Here is a 19,518-nt window from a genome sequence, read left to right on the forward strand (position 1 = left end):
CGTCCAAGGAGCGTGACACCAGAACAGACCAGCCGGCGGACTCCGAGGTGTGCATGACGTTCGACGACTTCGTGGCAGAACGGTTGGATCCGCTGCTGCGCTACGCCACGGTGCTCTGCTACGACCCCGACCTGGCCAAGGACATCGTCCAGGAGGTGTTGCTGCGGGCACAACAGCAGTGGCCGCGGATCTCGACCACAGTGGACTCACCTGCCGCGTACGTCAAGCGCATGGTCACCAACGAGTTCCTCTCCTTGCGCCGCCGGGCGTCCACCCGTGAGGTGGGTACCTCCCTGCGCGTGCTCGACGAGCTGGGCGCACCGACCGCTGACGTGACCGGGCAGTACGACGAGCGCGAAGCCATGATGGCCAAGCTCGCCACCCTGCCGCGGCGTCAGCGCGCGGCGCTGGTGCTGCGTTACTACGAGGGCTACGACGACGCCGCGATCGCCGCGGAGCTCGACTGCCGCCCTGGCACAGTGCGCAGCCTCATCTCGCGGGGCCTGGCCACCCTGCGGATCAGGTCGCACAGCCCTGTCGACAGGCCGACGCTGACGATGGCGAAGGAGATGGGCTGACATGGCCGACGAGACCACTTTTCGAGACGCTCTGGCTCAGCACGCGGAGCGCAGGCAGGGAGAGCAGGACATCCTGATGGCACTGGAACAAGCGGAGAAGCCGGTACGCGGGCGAAGCCGGTACGTGTGGGTCGCGGCGGGCGCCGTCGCCCTCGCGGGCGCCGCCATCGTCGGCACCACGCTCCTCGGCAGCAGCCCCGCCGCCTACGCGGTGAACAAGAACGCCGACGGTACCGTGACGGTGTCCATCAAGGACATCCAGTCGATCGAACCGGCGAACGCGAAGCTGCGGGAGTTGGGCGTGCGCGCCAAGGCAGTCCCGACGACGTCGAGCTGCGCACCGCTCGACGAATCGACCATCTACCGCGGAGCCGAGTGGAACACGGCCTACAGCGACACGGACAGCTCGGTGACCTTCAGCGCGAAGATCCCGGAGGGCTACACCATGCTTCTCACCGTGTCGGACAAGCCGGACCGCGGCAGCGGCATCGGATTCACCGCGCCGGTGAAGGATCCGGCGCCGTCGTGCCTGCTCGACCCGGCGGACGACCCGAGCATGCGTGCGGGCAACTGAGAAGGCGTTGTGCGTCCGAGTGGTCGCCATTGTCGGCGGCACACTCGCCGCGCTTCCGATGATCACGTTCATTACGGTGGGGGTCGTCGGGGACCATCCACGACCACCACGGCCGCCGACGTCCACGACCAGGTGCGCGCCGTGAGAAGGGTGCCTTGCCCAAGGCACCCTTCGCCCGTTACGGCTTCTGCGCGACAACCAGGACGGCGCCGAATTCCGCGATGTCAGCCATGGCCGAGTGACCGAACTCGCCCTGTTCCGAGAACTGGCTGAAGGTCTGCCGCATCGTGTGCTCACTGATGTCGAGGATCTCCACCAGCCGGAGTCCGGCAAGGCGAAGCATCGGCGGATAGTCGTCGACCCGGACAAGAGTCATCATGAACTCGCGCAGGTAGCGATCGACAACAGGCTGCTTGTCGACGGGAATCGGCGCCCGTTCGACGAAATCCGTGAGCACGAGACGGCCGCCGGGCCGCAACGCCTGGCAGATCTGATCGAGTACGACGGCACGGTCGGGCATGTGGAAGATCGACTCCATGGCGACGGCCGCGTCGAAAGAACGCGGCGGGAACGGCATCCGCGTGGCGTCCGCGTGCCTGAACTCGACTCCGTCGACGGACGCGGCGAAGGCGTTCGCGCGACTGATCTGCTCCTGGCTGTTGGAGATCCCCGTGACCCGAGCACCGGTACGCCCGGCGATCCGCACCGCGGGACCACCGACACCGCACCCGACATCGAGGACATGACTGCCCTGTGCGACACGCAGCCGATCGGTGACGAGATCGGTGAGCCGATCCGCGGCGTCGCTGAGCGGCACGTCGCTGTCCGGCGTGTCCCAATACCCGAAGTGCATGTTCACACCGGAAGTCGCGTCACGCGACGCGGTGAACCGGTCGTAGAGCCGACCGACGTCTTCGGGTACGGGCAAGGCTTGCGACATCGTTGACCCTTCTGTGCCGAGTCGGACTGAGCGCCGCTGATCACGGTAGATCAAGAAAGAGTGGTGAGCGGCGACCTGGCAATCCCCTGACGAAGAATTGGAAGACGTCAGGCCACGGCCTTCCGCCGAGCGAGAGCAACGAACGCGCACAGAAAGAGCACCGCGGAAACCAGGACAAGCTCGGTGACCGGTGGCAAGGACACGGCGCCGACAAGCAGGAGAACAGCCGCGGCCCCGGCAACCAGCAGACTCCGTTCCCACCAAGCCAGAACCAGAAGCCCACCGAGGACAACCAGTTCATCGCCCCGGTAGTTCGCCCACGCGGCAAGAAGACCGAGCACACCAACAGTCAGCGTCGTCACACTGATCGCGGTCAGCACAGACTTGCCGCGCCCCAACTGGAAGTAGACCCACACCGCGGCACAGACCCCGATCGCGAGCAGCGACCCGGCAACAGTCGGCGCAAGCTCGGGCATCTCCTTGGCAGTCCACATCATCCACGAGAAAGCGGCGATGGCGACGACACCGCACACCGCGCCGAACAGGAACACCCGGGTCCGCCCGGATCCACGGCCATAACGTTGGCGGTGTTGATCTGCAAAGCACCTGAGCGGCACCGGGCCGTCGTCGAGCACTGCCTCGACCCGATGGCGGAACAACTGGCGTCGGAAACCAAGGAAAGGCTCTTGAAAGTCCTGGGTGAGTGGCTTCCCCGGATGGGAATGGACGTGAATCAGGCGGAGCGGTCGGCTTGAGTCAACGGTAAGCGTCGCGTTCGACCTCGTGCCGGACGTCCTCGAGCGCGGTGCGCAGATCGGCGAGAGCGACCGAGCCGAGCGCCAGCCGGAGGGCGTGCGGCACGGTCGGCGTCGTCGCGAACGGTTCGGCAGTGGAGACCGCGATGCCCTTTCGTGCCAGGGATGCTGCGATCCGGTCCGGCCGGGCGTCCGGCGTCAACGGCAGCCACAGGAAGTAGGACGACGGGTGCCCGACGTACGGCAACCCGGCCAACGCCTTCCGAGCGATGGACTGCCGTCGGCGGGCATCTTCTCGCTTCTGTGTCTCGAGTCGGTCGACGGTGCCGTCATCGAGCCACCGACAGGCAATGGCGGCCGTCAGGGCAGGCGTGTTGTACGTCGTAGCTCGGATCGCACGCTCGAGCGCTGGCACAACCGAAACCGGGGCGGCGACGTAGCCGATCCGCAGCCCAGTCGCGACGCTCTTCGACAAACCCGATATGTACACGGTGATCTCGGGCGCGAGCGTCGCCAATGGCGGTGGCGCCTCCTCGACCAGGTATGCGTACGAGCCGTCCTCGATGATCGACAGCCCGTGCTGCCGGGCGATGGAGACCAGTTGTGTGCGTTGGGTTTCGTCGAGTACCCAGCCCATCGGGTTGTGCAGGGTCGGCATCGCGTACACCGCGCGGACCGCGCGTTGGCGGCACAACCGCTCCAGGGCAGCGAGGTCCGGTCCGGCCTCGGTCACAGGCAACGGCGCCAGCTCCAGCCCGAGTGTGCGTGCGAGCACCGAGAACCCGGGATAGGTCACGGCGTCCACCGCGATGACGTCACCCGCCTGGAACAGGGCCATCGCTGTCACCGCAAGGCCTTGCTGGGAACCGTTGACGATCAGGACACGCTCACGACCAACATCGAGCCCACCTCGTCGCAGGTGACGAGCGACGGCGGCCCGGTCATGGGTACGCCCGCGTTGAGGCTGATAGCGCAACAGCGCGTCGATGTCCCCGGTCGTCGCGAGGTCACGCAATGCCTGGCGCAGCAGGTCAGCCTGGCCGGGGACGGCGGGGTAGTTGAAGCTCAGGTCGATGGCGTCGACGGCCACCGACTGCTGATCGACGCCTTCCCCTGGGGCGGCGGCGAGGTCACGGACGAACGTGCCCCGGCCCTGCTCGCAGCTGACCAGTCCCATCGCTTCCAGTTCGGCGTACACCCGTGACGCGGTGACCACGGCGATGCCCTCGTCAGCAGCCAACCGCCGATGTGTGGGCAGCCGTGTGCCCGCAGGCCACCGCCCGCCCCGGATCTGCGCGGCGAACGCGTCGACAACGCCCTTGTACTTCGGTACCCGCACCACCGGATTGTAGGCATGACAATTCTTCGACTGTCATGGGTCGACGGTCGTAGCCTCCCCGTGGACACGAGAGGAGCCCGCCATGCACACCGCGATCCTGACCTTCGAGGGCTACAACGAACTCGACTCGCTCATCGCCCTCGGCATCCTCAACCGGGTCAAAGAGCCCGGCTGGCAGGTGTCGATCGCCGGCCCGGCCCCACGGGTGCGTTCGATGAACGGCGTCACCATCGACGCCACGATCGACCTCGTCGAAGCCTGCGCGGCGGACGCCGTGATCGTCGGCAGCGGCTCGATGACCCGCGAAGTCGTCGAAAACCCGAGCATCATGAACGCCCTACGCCGGCTCGACCCCGCCAGGCAACTGTTGGCCGGACAGTGCTCCGGCGCGCTTGTCCTCGCCAAACTCGGACTGCTGACCGACGTGCCCGCCTGCACCGACCTCACCACCAAGCCGTGGGTCGTCGCCGCCGGAGTCGAGGTGCTCAACCAGCCCTTCTTCGCCTGCGGCAACCTCGCGACCGCAGGCGGTTGCCTGGCGTCCACCTACCTCGCCACGTGGGTCATCGCCCGGCTCCACGGCCTCGACGGTGCGAAGGAAGCCATGCACTACGTCGCCCCTGTCGGGGAGAAGGAGGAGTACGTCGAACGCGCCTTGCGCAACGTGATGCCCTACCTGGAACCAGCCTTGACCTCTTGAGTGCCGGTTCGCGCGGCAAGGGTGCCGATGTGCCTGCCGATCGCGATAGACGGCGAGCGTCTACGCGAGAGCGACGCTGACCTCCGTGTCGGGGTTCGCCACAAGGTGAGCCAACTCGGCGGCGTTGCCGCGACTCCGAGCGGAACAGACGATCATCACACCCGCGGGTCCGACACGCCGGGACGCCTTACGATCTGCGCGAACCGCGTAACACGATCACTATGTCATGCGGAACACAGACGCCTGACGCACCGAAAGCCCGCATCGACAGTGATCACGCTCCTCGCCGCGGCGGTGGCCGCCCTCGCCCGATCCTTGACGGCTGTCCGCCTGCTGCGCTGGAACCTCGGCGCACCGGCGATCATGGTGCTCGCGGGCATCCTCGTCGGCCTGGCCGTCGAGGACTCGGTGGCCGCGGCGCTGAACACGACAGTGGCCCAGCACGTCGCGGAGATCATCCTGGCGTTCCTGCTGTTCGTCGACGCCACGGAGGTCCGCGGCGGCCGGCTGTGGGGCAACTCGCCAGGCCTGGTCACCAGGGTCCTGCTGCTCGCGATGCCGGTGAGCGTGCTCGCCGCGATGGGACTGGGAGCGCTGCTGTTCCCCGACCTGCCCTGGCCGATCCTGCTGATCGTCGCGTGTGTGGTCGTACCGATCGACTTCGCGCCCAGTGAACAGGTAGTGCGCGATCGGCGGCTGCCCCCGCGGGTGCGCAGCGTGCTCAACGTCGAAGGCGGCTACAACGACGGCATCATCTCGCCTGTCTTCGTGTTCGCCCTGCTGATCGCCACTGAAGGCTCCACCACCACGCCGATGGACGCCCTGACCATGGCGGTGTCCCAGGCGGCGAAGGCGCTCGGTGCGGGGATCGTGATTGGCGGGGTGGTCGCGTGGCTGATGTACCGCTGTGACCGCAACGGGTGGATGACGGCGCAGTCACGCCGGATCGCGGTCCTGCTCACGCCGCTTGTCGCGTACTGCGCGGCCGTGGGGATCGAGGGCAACGGCTTCGTCACGGCCTTCGTGTGCGGGATCGCCTTCCGGTACCTGCACCGCCTGCTCATCGCCCGCAGCCTGCACCGCGCGCCCACGACCCAGCGCCCGCACGCGCCGACCGCGCTCACCCAGGACTTCGGGCTTCTGGAAGACGTCACCGCCCTGATGACCATGACCATGTGGTTCGTCGTCGGCTTGGCGACCGTGGTGATGGTCATCCTCGGGGTGAGCTGGCAGGCCGTCGTGTTCTGTGCCGCCGCGCTCACGATCATCCGGATAGTCCCGGTTCTCGCGGTGCTGTTCGGCACCTCGTTGCCACGGCGGGACCGGATGCTGTTGGCGTTGCTCGGGCCGCGTGGAACCACCTCGATCGTCTTCGGTCTGATCGCCTACAACGGCCTGCCCGAAGGCGCCGACGCCGACACTGTCCTCTTGGCCACCGTCTTGTGTGTACTGGGCAGCGTCGTCCTGCACGGCGGCGGTTCGAACATCGCCATCAGCCGTCTGACCCAGGCGAAATAACCTCCAGGATCGTACGTCGGTCCACCCGAACGGGTGAAAGTCTGTTCGGTCCCCCGCGAATGCCGGAACCATGGCGTCTCTGGTTGAGTGAAGTGACCTCGGGGGAGGGTTGATGGCACCCGATGCGGTGCACCGCACAGTCCTGATTGTGGACGTGGAGAGGTTCAGCGGGCGGAAGAACCCGGAGCAAAGGAAAGCACGCGCCGCCGTCTACGCGGCCCTGGCGCATGCTCTGGGGGCGCACTGGGGCGCGTGCCACAGCGAAGACCGGGGTGACGGGGTGTTCATCCTGGCACCGGCGGATGTTCCGAAGCAGTTCTTCGTGGAGCAGGTGCCCGGTCGCCTGGTGGAAGCGCTGAACGGACACAACCGGGTACACGCGGCCGGTGAGCAGATCCGGCTGAGGATGGCGGTGCACGCGGGGGAGGTCCTGCTCGACGAGCACGGTGCGACCGGCGTCGCGATCAACCACACATTCAGGTTGCTCGACGCGTCGCCGTTGAAGGATGCCCTCGCCGGGTCCGTCGGTGTGCTCGCGGTGATCACCTCCGACTGGTTCTTCCGTGAAGTGGTCTGGCACAGCGCCGCGGACGAGACTCGCTATCGCCACAAGCACTTCACGGTCAAGGAAACCGAGGCGGTCGGATGGATCTGCCTGCCGGACGACCCCTACCCGCCCGACGCGAACCAGGCGGAGCGGTCGCGGGACGTCCACCCGTATCCCGGCCTGCGTGCGTTCCAACCCGACCAAGCGCGTTGGTTCTTCGGCCGCGAGACGGACCTGTCGGTGCTGATGGACAAGATCGACCACCGCACCGGGCCGGTCTTCGTCGTCGCCCCATCCGGTGTTGGCAAGTCGTCACTGCTGCGGGCCGGTGTGATACCCGCGGTGGCCGACAGCGAACGTCAGTGGTTGTTGCTGACCCCGGCAAAGGAGCCCTGCGAGGCGCTGGCGCAACAGGTCGCGCACCTGGTCGGTGACAGCGCGGCCGACGTCCTCTCGGCAGTCCGGTCCGATCCCGCCCGGCTGGCGGGCATGGTGCCTGACGGGACTGTCATCGTGATGGACCAGTTCGAAGAGGTGTTCACCCTGTGCGCCGACGAGGCCGAGCGGCGGTGTTTCATCACCGCAGTGGTCGCGACGCGTGCGGTTCTCGGGGTGCGGGGCGACTGCTACAACCACTGCCTCGCTGACGATCAGCTCGCGCCGTTCCTGCCCGCGAGCCAGTTCAACCTCCAGGCGATGACTCCGGCCGGGTTGCGGGAAGCCATCGAGCGGCCGGCTCTGCAGATCGGCGTCGCCGTCGAGCCGGGACTGGTCGAGGTCCTCCTGCACGAGATCGGGACGGATGCCGGACAGTTGCCGCTGCTGGCTCACGCGTTGGCCGTCACCTGGCAGCAGCGCACGGGCGACAAGCTGACCGTGGCGGACTACGGCCGGACCGGGCGGATCCAGGGCGCGATCATGACCACCGCGGACGAGGCATACGCGCGGTGTTCCACGGCCGAACAACGCGCGATCTTCCAGCACATCCTCTTGCACCTGGTCGTGGTCAGGCCCGATGCGCAGCCCGCCAGGCGGCGCGCGGATCCGGCCGACCTCGTCAAGGGGTTCGACGATCGGCGGACCGCCGAGACGGTGCTCGGCTGGCTGATCGAGAAACGCCTGGTGACGTTGGACGACAACGCCATCGAGCTCTCCCACGAAGTACTGCTGCGGGAGTGGCCCCAGCTCGGCACCTGGATCGACGCGGGCCGCAACGACCAGGTCATCCGGCAGCAGTTGATCGAGGCCGCCGACCAGTGGGAAAGAGAGGGCAACCCGGTCGGATCGCTGTATCGCGGCGATCGGCTGGCCATCGCAAGGCAGTGGCGGTCGAGGACCGAGCACCGCGCTGCTCTCACGCCGCTCGGGCAGGCGTTTCTCAGCGCGTCCACCCGGTACGAAAGCCGCAGGGCCAGACTTCGCCGGACCGCGGTCGCCATGCTGGCGGCGCTTGGCCTCGTCGCGTCCGGTGCCGCTGTCTACGCCTTCGAGCAAAGCGACATCGCCCACGAGCAACGTGACGCGGCGATCTTCAACAAGGTCACCGCTGAGGCGAACCGGACACGGTCCATCGACGCGTCGCTGGCGGCTCAGCTCGATCTCGTCGCCCACCGCATGCGCCCGGCCGATCCGGACACCCGCACCCACCTGGTCGTCGACGCGAACGCGCCGTTGTCCACCACGTTGCCCAGCAGCAAGATCGTCAACGCGCTGGCGCTCAGTCCCGACGGGCAAACGTTGGTCACCGGCGGCGACGACCGGACCGTGCGGTTGTGGAACGTCGCCGACCCGGCACACCCGCTGCTGCTGAACGAAAGCACCAGCAACGGCCAAGTGCTCCAAGCGGTGGCGTTCAGCCCGGACGGGCAAACGTTGGCCACTGGCGGCGATGATCGGACCGTGCGGTTGTGGAACGTCGCCGATCCAGCTCGCCCCGAGGTTCTCGGTCAGCCGATGGGGGGACACACCAAGACGATCCGGTCGGTGGCGTTCAGTCCTGATGGCCGGACGCTGGCCACCGGTGGCGATGATCGGACCGTGCGGCTGTGGAACGTCACCAACCTCGCCCAGCCCACGACACTCGGCCCACCGATGGCCGGGCACACCGGGACCGTGGGTTCGGTGGCGTTCAGTCCTGATGGCCGGACGCTGGCCACCGGTGGCGATGATCGGACCGTGCGGCTGTGGGACATCACCGCGCCGAACCACGCCGGTCCCACCAGGCCACCATTGACCGAACACACCGGGGCCGTCTACTCGGTGGCGTTCAGCCCTGATGGCCGCACGCTGGCCACTGGCGGCGATGATCGGACTGTGCGGTTGTGGAACGTCGCCGATCCAGCTCGCCCCGAGGTCCTTGGCCGACCGATCACCGGGCACACCATCACGATCCGGTCGGTGGCGTTCGGTCCCGGCGGACACACGCTGGCCACTGGCGGCGACGACCAGACTGTGCGGTTGTGGAACGTCGCCAACCCAGCCCGCCCGGCGCCTCTCGGCCCGCCGTTGACCGGACATGCCGACGACATCCGGTCGATGGCGTTCAGCCCGGACGGGCGCATCCTGGCCACCGGCGGCGACACGAAGGACGAGAACACCGCGCGGTTGTGGAACATCGCCGACCCGGCCAAACCCACGCCGCTGACCCAGATCGTGATCGGACGGGACGCCAACGTCCTGGCCATGGCCTTCAGTCCGGACGGGAGGACTTTGGCCACGGGTACCGAATACAGCGACGCCGCGGTGTGGTTGTGGAACGTCACCGACCCCACCAAGCCCACACTGCGGGCCGGACCCCTCACCGGGCATGGGGACGACATCCACCGGGTCGCGTTCAGCCCGGACGGGCGGACACTGGCCAGTGGCAGTCGTGACCAGCAAGTCCGGCTATGGGACGTCACCGACCTCGCTTCTCCCGGACTCCTCGGCGAACCCCTTGTCGGCCACATGAACCCCGTCTTGTGGGTGGCGTTCAGCCCGGATGGGAAGACGTTGGCCAGCGGCAGCGGCGACAACACTGTGCTGCTCTGGCAGCCGGAAGACCGGACGCGTCCGGGTCAACCGCTCACCGGGCACCAGGCCGACGTCAACACGGTGGCGTTCAGCCCGGACGGCGCCACCCTCGCCACCGGCAGCGACGATCACACCGTGCGGCTGTGGGACATGAACGTGCCCCAAGCCATCCAAAGCATCTGCGCCATCACGGGGGACACGCTCACTCGCGAGATGTGGGACAAGTTCGTGTCCACGGAGCTGCCGTACCGCCCGCCGTGTTCGTGAGACCGAGGTGGACCTGACCGCGTCCGACCGGCATACGCCAGTCCCTGACGGCCGTACGCCACAGTGTCCCGCGATGTCACGGTGAACAGTCACGGGGGTGGACGCTCCACCCCCGTGATCCCTTCATGCCTGCTCGTGGCCTGTCTCGGCTGTGCCGTCGAGGACGTTGACCACCACCTGCGCCGGTCGGAAGACCCATTCACCGTGCAGATAACCTCGACGCAGCAAGGAAACCACTGACCGGTCGGGACGCTGCGGGTCGTGGTGGGTACCGACCGCCTCGTGGTGCAACGGGTTGAACTGGCCGTCCCCCGGGATCAGCCGTACTCCGTGCCGGTGCAGGATGTCGAGCAGCTCGTCCCGAACCGAGCCGGCGAACTCGGGGTCCGCGCCGTCGTACTGGTCCAGACGGTCGACCACCAGCGCGAGCGCGTGCGCGATCGGCTGCAGGTACTGGCGGAACGCGCCCACTTCAGCGCGTTGCAACCGTTCGGCGTAGTCCGTGATGACCTGCCGCTTGTCCCGGTCGTCGAGCAGTCGCCTGCGGAACAGGTCGGCCAGTTCGTCGAGCGAGCGCTTGATCTCCGAGGTCGCGTCCGCCGGCTCGGTCACTGGACCTCCAGCTCGCGCATCGCCCTGTGCATGCTCTCCACCTCGGAACGATCGAGGTTGTGCGGCCGGTCGAGCTCGACCTCGCCCAGCGTCCTGTTGTTGGTGAGGTCGAAGATCTCCACGTGTACGACACCATCGATGTCGTAGGACATGGTGACCCGCAGGGGAGCGTCCTCGGGCAGGCCCGGTGGCAGTTCGATCGGGCGTTCCAGCAGGCGGGTCACGTACTCGGGATCTTCGTCGTCGCCTTCGGTGACGGTGAAATCGAGCTGCCGCTGGTGGTGGCGGACGGTGCCGTACTGCTTGACCTGCCTGCACGGGATCTTGCTGTTGCGCGGAATGATCACATCGTTGATCTCGATGTCGTTGCGCTTGCGGTCCAGGATGATCGTGCCGAGGCTCTGCGAGGTCACGTCGGAGATGACCAGGCGCCGGGTCAACGACGTGCTGCCCTGGCGTTCCGCGGCGGCCTTCTCGGCGACGATCGCCGCCCCGAGGGCGACCACCTCGTCGGGGTTGGTGCCGGTTTCCGGCTGGATGCCGGACAGCCTCGTGATCATCTCGCGGACCATCGGCATCCGGGTCGACCCACCGACCAGCAGCACCTTGTCGATGTCCGACCACGCCAGCCCTGCCTCTTCCAATACCGCCTCGGACAGGTCCTCGGTGCGGCTGAGCAGGTCGGCGGTCATCTCTTCGAACGCGGTCCGCGTGACCTTGATCGTGAAGTTCTTGCCGTTCGCGGTGACGAAGACGGAGGCCTGTGCCATCTGGCTGAGCGTCCGTTTCGCCATCTCGCACTTCTCGCGCAGGTCTGCCTCGGCCGAGCCGCCGTCGAGCAGGTCGGGGCCGCCCTGGTCCGCCACGGTCGAGGCGACGTGCTTCATCAACGCGTTGTCGAAGTCGAAACCACCGAGGTTGCGGTCCCCGTCGGTGGCGATGACGTCGAACTCGCCGCCGCCCAGCCGCATGATCGTGACGTCGAAGGTGCCGCCGCCGAGGTCGAGTACGAACAGTTTCGTGTCGTCCTGTTCGTGCCCCAGGCCGTACGCGATCGCCGCGGCCGTGGGTTCGTTGATCAGGCGGAGCACGTTGAGGCCTGCGATCTGCCCGGCGTCCTGGGTGGCCGTTCGGCGGGCGTCGTCGAAGTACGCCGGTACCGTGATGACCACGTCCCGGATTTCCTCGCCGTCCAAGGCCATCGCGGCGTCTTCGACCAGCCTGCGCAGGATGACGGCCGAGATCTGTTCCGGCCGGTACTCGACGCCGCGGGAGTCGGTGAAGATCCAGTGTGGATCGCCCATCTGCCGCTTGACGAACTGCGCGCAGTCGTCCGGCATCACCGCGACGCTGCGCTTGGCCATCGATCCCACCAGAGCCGCTTCGCCCTCCTGGAACATCACCACGGACGGCGTCAGGAACTCCCCGTCGCGGTTCCACAGCAGTTCGGGCGCGCCACCGGACTTGACCACGGCCACCGCGGAAAAGGTGGTACCCAGGTCAATGCCAACTACGCGAGCCATCACGATCCTCCCACTCCGGGCTCGGCTGGATACACGTTCACGCGGCGCCGGCGCGGCCGGACTCGTCGCGGCTCATCTGGTTGATCTTCCAACCCGGCTTGTAGCACTGGTAGATCGGCAGACCGATCCACAGCGCCGCGGCGACGAGCGCGATGAGGACCGCCACGCCTTGGTCAGCGAGGCTGAGCACGATCCACCCGACGACGATGATGACAGCGCGCTTGAAGATCACTGAGTAGCGCAGGTCGTAGACCCGGTGCTTCGACTGGCACCACGAAAGATATTCGGTCAGGCGCGTGACCTCGGCCTGGATGTCGCGGTCCGCCGAGACCTGCCGGGCACGTTCCACCAGCGACCGCATCTGGTTGATCTCGTGCTGCCCGGTGACCACATAGGTGTCGCCATCCGACAGTCGTGGCATGAGCTCGGCCATCCGGATCAACGCCATGGCCAGGTACCTGCCTGCCATCTCGCGTTCCCGGCCGGACTCGGCGAGTGGCTCGAGAATGGGTACGGCGCGGTCGGGCTGGTCCATCGCGATCAAGCACGAGGCCATCCCGATCGTCGTGTACTCGTCCGTCGGATCCATCCGCTGCAGGGCTTCGTAGCAGCCGTACGCGTCGCCCCACTGCCCGAGCCGTTCGTGCACCAGGGCCAGGTCGAATCGGAGGTCCGGATCGTCGGGGCTGAGGTTGACCGCCTGGCGCGCCTCGAACAAGGCATCCTCGTCGCGGCCGAGACCCGTGCTCGCCCTGGCCTGCAAGCTCCACACTTCGGCGGACTCACCGTAGTTCTGGCGCGCTTCCCGGGCGGCATAGGACGCCGACAGATAGTCGTTGACAGCGAGGAACTCCTTGGCCTTCCGAAGCCAGTCGCTCCCATCCGCGACAGTGGGAGTCGCCGAAGGGGCCGCGCCCTGTGCGGCCAAGCGTTGGTCGTAGACACGGCGTTGGTCGTCGTCGAGCAGAACCTGCCGCGCCTCGCTGAGCTGCTTGACCTTCTGCTCCGCTTCCTGCCGTCGAGTGAGGTCGGGATTGTTGGTCCGCTTCTGCCAGATGCGGAGTTCCTGCTTGATCCTGCTGGTGAGCTCTTCTGATGTCGCGTCGTGATCCACGCCGAGCAATGCGTAGTAGTCGGTGAGCCGTCCCTGAGTCACGGGGGACATTGGAACTGATCGAAAACGACTTTGCCAGCGGTTGCGCGAATTCGTTGTCATTGTTTCCCTTTGTTGGCGCAACGCAAACAAAAAGCACCACGGCTGAGCTGCGCGTTCGGGGTGTGCGGTGATCGAAAGTTCGCGTCCGATGCACTGTTGCCTCCAAACCAGGCAACGAAGGCTGAAGGCAGCCAGCTACACGCCAATAGCTCGATGTCAAGGAAGAACGCGACAGGGGAGTCGTCAACATGTCAGGCAACGCCGTTTTACGTCCAGGTAAGCTCAAGGGCTGTCGTCAGCACGATGGCGGACGGAGGCAGGGGACGTGAGCGGGATCGACAATTGGTACCTGGACTACGCTCATCGGCACGAGCTGACACCCGGGTTCAGCCCGGACGACGACATCCCTGGTCCGTACGTTCCCGCCTGTCCGCCACGCCGCACGCCGTCGCACCTCCACGCCCCCGCCGGTGCAGCGTCCGGCGCAGATCGCGTGATCGCCACTCGATCGGCAGTCGGCAGACACAGCTGATCGTGTGGCAATCGTCAGGCGTTACCAGCCGCGAGTGCGCCATTCGTCGATGTACGTCTTCCTCGCCCAGAATCGAGTCGTCGCCGCGGCCTGGGTAGAACCAGGTGTCATCAAGCAGCGCGTCGAATAGTCGCGACCGCATGTCGTTGATCAGCGACTCGAAATCTGAAGAGGAGGTGGTGCGGCCGATGTCAACGCGTCCCGCAAAGCAGACATGCCCCGCCGTTTGGCGGGGCATGTCTGCTTGATCCTCGTTCAGATCAGGGTGACGCTGGTGGCCTGCGGGCCCTTCTGGCCCTGGCCGACGTCGAAGCGCACGCGCTGGTTCTCCTCGAGCGACTTGAAACCGCCGCCCTGGATCTCTGAGTAGTGCACGAACACGTCGGCGCTACCGTCCTCGGGGGCGATGAAGCCGAAGCCCTTCTCGGAGTTGAACCACTTCACGGTGCCTTCTGCCATGTTGTCTCCTTGTACAGCGGTTACGGCACGCCACTGATGCGACGAACCGGGCCTGTCTGCGACGGGGACCTTCTCCGGTCGAAACCCGGAGGAAATACGCATTGCCCGCAAACAAAGGTTTCGCGAGCGCGTACTGAAAACACGAACCTAAAACCTAGGACCACTGAGAAGTGTAGCACACCGACGGGGGCTCCTGCGTCAGGCAGCCCCCGCCAGGTGAAAGTTCGCCAGCCGCGCCCGCGCCACTCACTGAGCCGCGGGCGCTGTTCGCCCAAGGTCGAGTCGTCGCCGTGGCCGGGGTAGAACCACGTGTCGTCCGGCAGGACGTCGAACCGTCGAGAGGGACGTCGTCAGTGAGCGACTTGAAGTTCTCGGGCGCGGTGGTTTTGCCCACGCCGCTGGGAACAGAGTATCGCGTCAGCGGTGAACAGACTCAGTCATCGATGCCCGGCTTCCCAGAGGGCAGCGATGGGAAGAGACAAGAGCCGTTCTCCGAAGTGGACGCTTCCTCGCTTGCCCGTGTGCAGAACGATGCCCTGGCGGAACTGGTCGCCGACCTGGTCGCGTAGTGCCGCGAGACCCTGGAAGTCGTCGGCGGTGACTGTGTCTCCTGCCTTGGACTCGATCCCGACGATCTGACCGTCCTCTCGTTCGAGGACGACGTCCACTTCTGCTCCACCACTGATTCTCCAATGGTGCAGGCGGACTTGTGCCTCGCTCCAAGTGGCCTGCTTGGCGAGTTCGTTGACGATGAACGTTTCCACGAGTGCGCCACGCGGGGGCGAGACGGGCTTGGCTAGTGATTCCGGCGAGATGCCCAGTAGCGAGGTCGCCAGCCCGGTGTCGGTGAGGTGCACTTTGGCGTGTTTCACGATCCTTGCGGTCGGATTGCGGGACCATGCTGGAAGCCGGTGTATCAGAAACACCGCTTCCAGTAGTTCCAGATAGCGGTTCACGGTCGTACGGTGCAGGCCTGTTTTGTTCGAGGTATGGACGCTGTTGTGCTCCTGCGCCGTGATGGAAGCAAGGTAGGACAGGAGCGTGGTGATGGCGCTGGGCTCGTTGAGTCTCGTCATCTCGCGGATGTCTCGTTCCGCGATTGCACGCACGTAGCTACGGAACCAGGTCCGACGAGCCCTGGCACTGTGCATGAGGGCAGGCTCGGGAAATCCACCACGGCAGATGCGTTCGAAGTAGCCGGCACGATCCACTTGCGACGGTGAGAACAGCAGTGTGGACCGACACCTTGCAGTATGTTGGACCGACATCTGACAGGATGATCCATCAACATTTGAGCACAACGATGAGACCGATCTGGGGCACCTCGTCATCCTGATCCGGCGCAGCCGGGGTATGCATCCTGAGCGTCTCGGATGCCTTGGGTTCCCGTGGCGGTGACGGCCTCACGAGGAGGGACAAGCGGATCTGAGTATCCAGCGTGACGTTGCGGAAGTACGGAAAGGTCGCTATTCCGTGACTGGTCAGATCTCTCTCGATCCGGCGGGTGATCCTGGTTCCCCTGGTCCGCGCATTCCAGTGCCGCAACAGTTCTCTCACGGTGAGTACCACGGTCTCGCCTGCTCGCAGCGATGCGTCGACATCGGTCAAGAACTGATTCGCCTCGACCGAATCGACGATCTCCTCCGAAGTGTCCTGCAACTCGGAACGCAGCGACGCGAGAATCCGACCGGCGCTGGTTCGCCAGCACGTCCAGCCGTTCACCTGGGTGTCGGTCACTGCCCTCGCCGCGTCAGACGGTGTGGATCTGCTGATTCTCCAATGGGTCCCCCGCCACCGAACCGAGTCTGGAGTTCGATGGCGGGCGTCAAAGCTTGCTGGGAGCGATTCACTCGAGCGGGTGCGCACACGGTGTGCTCGTCAGGGGCGAGACGCTCCCGGGTTGTTCAGTTCACCAGCCGCGCTCACGCCATTCATCGATGTGTGGCTTCTGTTCGCCCAGCGTCGAGTCGTCGCCGTGGCCCGGGTAGAACCAGGTGTCGTCTGGCAACGCGTCGAACAGCCGCTCGGCGACGTCGTCCGTCAAAGACTTGAAGTCCTCGGGGGAGTTGGTCTTGCCCACGCCGCCCGGGAACAGAGTATCGCGTCAGCGGTGCACAGGCGGAGCGATACGGCTCACAACGACTCTTGAGGTGCTCATGGCCGTGTGACCGCATGACCGTCGGCAGGTGGTGCCTCTTGACTCCTCCGGACTGATGCTGAGTAGAGCAGATCCTCGACGCTCGCGGCGGCGATCAAGAGGATGACGATCCTACGTCGTGGTTGCTCATGGCGGTGATAGCCAGCGGACATCGTCCGTAGGCCTGTCCCGTAGCCCTCAACGTTTGTGGCATTCAGCAACACCGTACAGGCAGTATTCGCTCGTGCTCATCCAGTCATGCAACGATTCCACTGGAGGTGACGCTATGTAGAAGAATGAATCAAATTCGAGACAATTTTAGGCCTTGATACAAGTTCTGGTCTCAATCGCGTCTCGACTAGGTTAAGTCCACGCTAGTTGGTGGGCTGTATGGGTGAATTCGCGTCTCGTCTGAAACAATAATGGCGATCCTTGCGACTCTTGGTTACCTGCGCAGACTCGGCAGATAGTCGCAGCTTCTTCGCAAGATGGACGAGGATCGCCATGGCCAAACCTGCTCGGACGCAACCAGTGCATGAACTAGTGCGCCTAACGCCCAAAAGTGCACGTAGAGACGCCCGGCTGATTCAGCCAGCGCGACCTCGAAGCCCTCATGACACGCGTTCGGAAGCACGTAGAGATCGAGATCGTGTGTTGTATTCTGTCGCTTGGCGACGTCTCGGCGGGGTAACGCAAGTCGTTACTCCGTTCGAGGACATGGCTTTGATGCATAACCGTCTTACGCATTCGGAGAAAGTTGCCCAAGTGGCAAGGAGTATTGCGGAACGTCTCTTGTTTCAAGAAAAGTCACATCGCCTGATCGCTCACCTCGGAGGAATAGATGTAGATGTAGTTGAAGCTGCGGCGTTGGCACATGATCTCGGGCATCCCCCTTTCGGGCATATCGGTGAGATTACTCTCGATAAAGTTGCTCGCGGTAGCCTGCTGCGCTTGTCGGATGGATTTGAGGGTAATGCGCAGACCTTCAGGTCTGTTCTCTTGGGTGAAACGCGCAGTGCTGCCTATGATGGGCTCGATCTTACATGTGCGACCCTGCTCGCTATTGCCAAGTATCCATGGGTAAGGGAGTCGACTCTTAAAGATGACCACGATGCGCGGTTGAAGACTAATACAGACTATCGGAGACGGTGGCGAAAATTCAGCGTGTACCGCTCCGAGAAAAACTCATTCACTAGGGCGCGGGCATTCCTTGATGAAGTGAGGTCATTTCGACCAGAAACGCAGTCGCTTGAGGCTTCGATCATGGATGTCGCAGACGACATCACATATGCAATCCATGATCTAGAAGATTTCTATCTGGCGGGAATTCTGGATGTGCGAGCAGTGTTAGACGAATTGCGGAGAAATGAGCAAGATAGTTTGTTGCGCAAACTCCGTGCCAGGCTCAAGCTCGACTATCCAGATTACTATAGACGCGCACTTTTTGACAGGGCGGTGATGGTTGTTCAAAAAGAGCTGCGGTCTTCGTTCGCGACAAAGTACGACGGTGGTCTCACTACCGTGGGTCGTGCGCGGGCGGCAGGGTCAAAGTTGATCGGCAAGTACATCAACAGTGTGCACATCAGTGAAGACGTCTTCTGGACGCATGGTCCTTATGTCGCATTGAAGTCTCCGCAGTGGCATGAGGTTCAACTGTTGAAGGAAATTACTAAGAACTTTGTTATAACGCGTCCCGATATTGCATTGCTACAGCGCGGGCAACAGCGTATTCTGCGAGAACTGGTCCAGTATCTCTTGGAATGGAAAGACTCAAAGAGTGACTTCAAACGCCTGCCGCGTCGTCTGCGTGAAGAAATTATCATTGCCCAAAATGGTCATGGAAGAATAGATTCGACGCGAGCCTACGGGGATCTGCTCCGTGTTCGCGGAAATGGTGGATTTGCTCCACGTGGTGACGCTAATAGGTGTATTCTGGACTATTTGTGTACGCTCACTGACGGTCAGTGTTATGCGCTCTATTATAAGCTGTCTGGATCTCGTCCGGCAGCCTCTGCGATGGACTTCTTCCTCTGATAGCGCAGGAACTGTTCATTGAGCTTTTGTCGCATAGGGATGTGTCGCGTGCGCTGCGCTTCGCGCTCAGTGCGTGCGGTGGAGCCTCCGCGGTGAATGCGAAAGCTCCAGGCACGTTTGGTTACCAGCCGCGGGAACGCCATTCCTCGACGTGAGGCTTCTGTTCGCCGAGGGTCGAGTCGTCGCCGTGGCCGGGGTAGAACCACGTGTCGTCCGGGAGTACGTCGAACAGCCGCGACGAAACGTCATCAACCAGTGAAGCGAAGTCCTCGGGCGACGTGGTCTTGCCCACGCCGCCGGGGAACAAGGAGTCGCCGGTCCACAGGTGCGGGTGGCCGTGGGGGTCTCGGTAGAGCAGGGCGATCGAGCCCGGGGTGTGGCCTCGCAGGTGGATGACCTCCAGGGTGCACTCGCCGACCTCGATCGTGTCGCCGTGTTTCACGAGCACGTCAGGGGGTACTGGTAGGGGGTCGGCATCGAGGGCGTGGGCGACTGTGTTCGCGCCGTTCGCTCCTGCGATGGCTCCGAGGGCCTGCCAGTGGTCGGGGTGTTGGTGTGTTGTCACGATCGTTCGCAGCCGTGGCCTGTTTCGATCGTGTCCGATGAGGTCTTCGATCCGCTCCGGATCGTTCGCCGCGTCGATCAACAGCGCGTCCCTGGTGGCGTTGCAGACCAGGAGGTATGCGTTGTTGTCCATCGGCCCGACGGACAGCTTGTTTATCGTCAGCTTCTCGAGCGTGCGCCTGGCGGCCGCACCGCCTGGATCCACATGACCCGTGTAGTTCTCGACAACGTCCACGGTCGCCGACAGTAGTCCTTCAGGACCTGCTCAGTG

Annotated in this window: 16 protein-coding genes and 2 pseudogenes; 6 read left to right on the plus strand and 12 right to left on the minus strand. The window is 64.7% G+C overall.

Annotation, left to right across the window (positions count from 1 at the left end):
- Positions 1–53: 53 nt before the first annotated feature.
- Together ALI144C_RS51670 and ALI144C_RS51675 are read left to right on the plus strand one after the other, a co-directional pair.
- Positions 54–578, plus strand: a complete 525-nt coding sequence (locus tag ALI144C_RS51670) for an RNA polymerase sigma factor (RefSeq protein WP_076994598.1) — start codon at positions 54–56, stop codon at positions 576–578.
- A gap of 1 nt (position 579) precedes the next feature.
- The gene (locus ALI144C_RS51675) at positions 580–1,152 is read left to right on the plus strand and encodes a hypothetical protein (protein WP_076994599.1); all 573 of its coding nucleotides are present in this window, start codon (positions 580–582) and stop codon (positions 1,150–1,152) included.
- A gap of 178 nt (positions 1,153–1,330) precedes the next feature.
- On the opposite strand, the gene ALI144C_RS51680 is transcribed toward ALI144C_RS51675, so the two are convergent.
- The 3 genes from ALI144C_RS51680 to ALI144C_RS51690 all read right to left on the minus strand — a co-directional run bounded on the left by ALI144C_RS51680 (position 1,331) and on the right by ALI144C_RS51690 (position 4,186).
- Positions 1,331–2,092: an SAM-dependent methyltransferase gene (locus ALI144C_RS51680; protein WP_076994600.1), complete on the minus strand. Its 762-nt coding sequence runs from the start codon at positions 2,090–2,092 to the stop codon at positions 1,331–1,333.
- A 107-nt stretch (positions 2,093–2,199) separates the two neighbouring features.
- Positions 2,200–2,727 carry a hypothetical protein gene (locus tag ALI144C_RS51685; RefSeq protein WP_143231422.1) on the minus strand — a complete coding sequence of 176 codons (528 nt, stop codon included), beginning with the start codon at positions 2,725–2,727 and terminating at the stop codon, positions 2,200–2,202.
- A 121-nt stretch (positions 2,728–2,848) separates the two neighbouring features.
- Positions 2,849–4,186 (minus strand): aminotransferase-like domain-containing protein, encoded by a 1,338-nt coding sequence (locus tag ALI144C_RS51690; RefSeq protein ID WP_076994912.1) that lies wholly within the window; start codon positions 4,184–4,186, stop codon positions 2,849–2,851.
- Positions 4,187–4,268: 82 nt separating this feature from the next.
- Here ALI144C_RS51690 and ALI144C_RS51695 point away from each other — a divergent pair, with 82 nt between their 5' ends.
- From ALI144C_RS51695 to ALI144C_RS51705, 3 genes are all read left to right on the plus strand, one after another.
- Positions 4,269–4,886, plus strand: coding sequence for a DJ-1/PfpI family protein (locus ALI144C_RS51695; RefSeq protein ID WP_076994602.1), 618 nt, complete (start codon positions 4,269–4,271; stop codon positions 4,884–4,886).
- A gap of 270 nt (positions 4,887–5,156) precedes the next feature.
- The gene (locus tag ALI144C_RS51700; protein WP_076994603.1) at positions 5,157–6,404 is read left to right on the plus strand and encodes a cation:proton antiporter; all 1,248 of its coding nucleotides are present in this window, start codon (positions 5,157–5,159) and stop codon (positions 6,402–6,404) included.
- 112 nt (positions 6,405–6,516) lie between these two features.
- On the plus strand, positions 6,517–10,230 hold the full coding sequence (locus ALI144C_RS51705) for an nSTAND1 domain-containing NTPase (RefSeq protein WP_076994604.1): 3,714 nt from the start codon (positions 6,517–6,519) through the stop codon (positions 10,228–10,230).
- A 123-nt stretch (positions 10,231–10,353) separates the two neighbouring features.
- On the opposite strand, the gene grpE is transcribed toward ALI144C_RS51705, so the two are convergent.
- The 8 genes and pseudogenes from grpE to ALI144C_RS51740 all read right to left on the minus strand — a co-directional run.
- The gene (grpE, locus tag ALI144C_RS51710) at positions 10,354–10,842 is read right to left on the minus strand and encodes a nucleotide exchange factor GrpE (protein ID WP_076994605.1); all 489 of its coding nucleotides are present in this window, start codon (positions 10,840–10,842) and stop codon (positions 10,354–10,356) included.
- The gene (locus ALI144C_RS51715) at positions 10,839–12,365 is read right to left on the minus strand and encodes an Hsp70 family protein (protein ID WP_076994606.1); all 1,527 of its coding nucleotides are present in this window, start codon (positions 12,363–12,365) and stop codon (positions 10,839–10,841) included. Before ALI144C_RS51715 ends, grpE begins: the two co-directional genes overlap by 4 nt.
- Before the next feature lie 37 nt (positions 12,366–12,402).
- Positions 12,403–13,521, minus strand: coding sequence for a DnaJ domain-containing protein (locus tag ALI144C_RS51720; RefSeq protein ID WP_168211557.1), 1,119 nt, complete (start codon positions 13,519–13,521; stop codon positions 12,403–12,405).
- 787 nt (positions 13,522–14,308) lie between these two features.
- Entirely contained in the window at positions 14,309–14,512 is a 204-nt protein-coding gene (locus ALI144C_RS51725; protein WP_033390714.1) for a cold-shock protein, read from the minus strand.
- 227 nt (positions 14,513–14,739) lie between these two features.
- Positions 14,740–14,915 (minus strand): annotated as a pseudogene (locus ALI144C_RS58235) (MBL fold metallo-hydrolase); the annotation flags it as partial.
- Between the two features lie 34 nt (positions 14,916–14,949).
- Positions 14,950–15,621: an ATP-binding protein gene (locus ALI144C_RS51730; protein WP_237774713.1), complete on the minus strand. Its 672-nt coding sequence runs from the start codon at positions 15,619–15,621 to the stop codon at positions 14,950–14,952.
- A gap of 175 nt (positions 15,622–15,796) precedes the next feature.
- The gene (locus ALI144C_RS51735) at positions 15,797–16,249 is read right to left on the minus strand and encodes a hypothetical protein (RefSeq protein WP_076994608.1); all 453 of its coding nucleotides are present in this window, start codon (positions 16,247–16,249) and stop codon (positions 15,797–15,799) included.
- Positions 16,250–16,421: 172 nt separating this feature from the next.
- A pseudogene (locus ALI144C_RS51740) lies at positions 16,422–16,613 on the minus strand (MBL fold metallo-hydrolase); the annotation flags it as partial.
- 540 nt (positions 16,614–17,153) lie between these two features.
- Between ALI144C_RS51740 and ALI144C_RS51745 the strand changes: the two are divergent.
- Positions 17,154–18,683 (plus strand): deoxyguanosinetriphosphate triphosphohydrolase family protein, encoded by a 1,530-nt coding sequence (locus tag ALI144C_RS51745; protein ID WP_083754116.1) that lies wholly within the window; start codon positions 17,154–17,156, stop codon positions 18,681–18,683.
- A gap of 121 nt (positions 18,684–18,804) precedes the next feature.
- Here ALI144C_RS51745 and ALI144C_RS51750 read toward each other — a convergent pair whose 3' ends face one another.
- Complete coding sequence (locus ALI144C_RS51750) at positions 18,805–19,482, minus strand: MBL fold metallo-hydrolase (RefSeq protein ID WP_076994610.1); 678 nt, start codon at positions 19,480–19,482, stop codon at positions 18,805–18,807.
- Positions 19,483–19,518 lie beyond the last annotated feature (36 nt).

It is taken from the genome of Actinosynnema sp. ALI-1.44, from assembly GCF_001984155.1.
GTDB lineage: Bacteria > Actinomycetota > Actinomycetes > Mycobacteriales > Pseudonocardiaceae > Kibdelosporangium.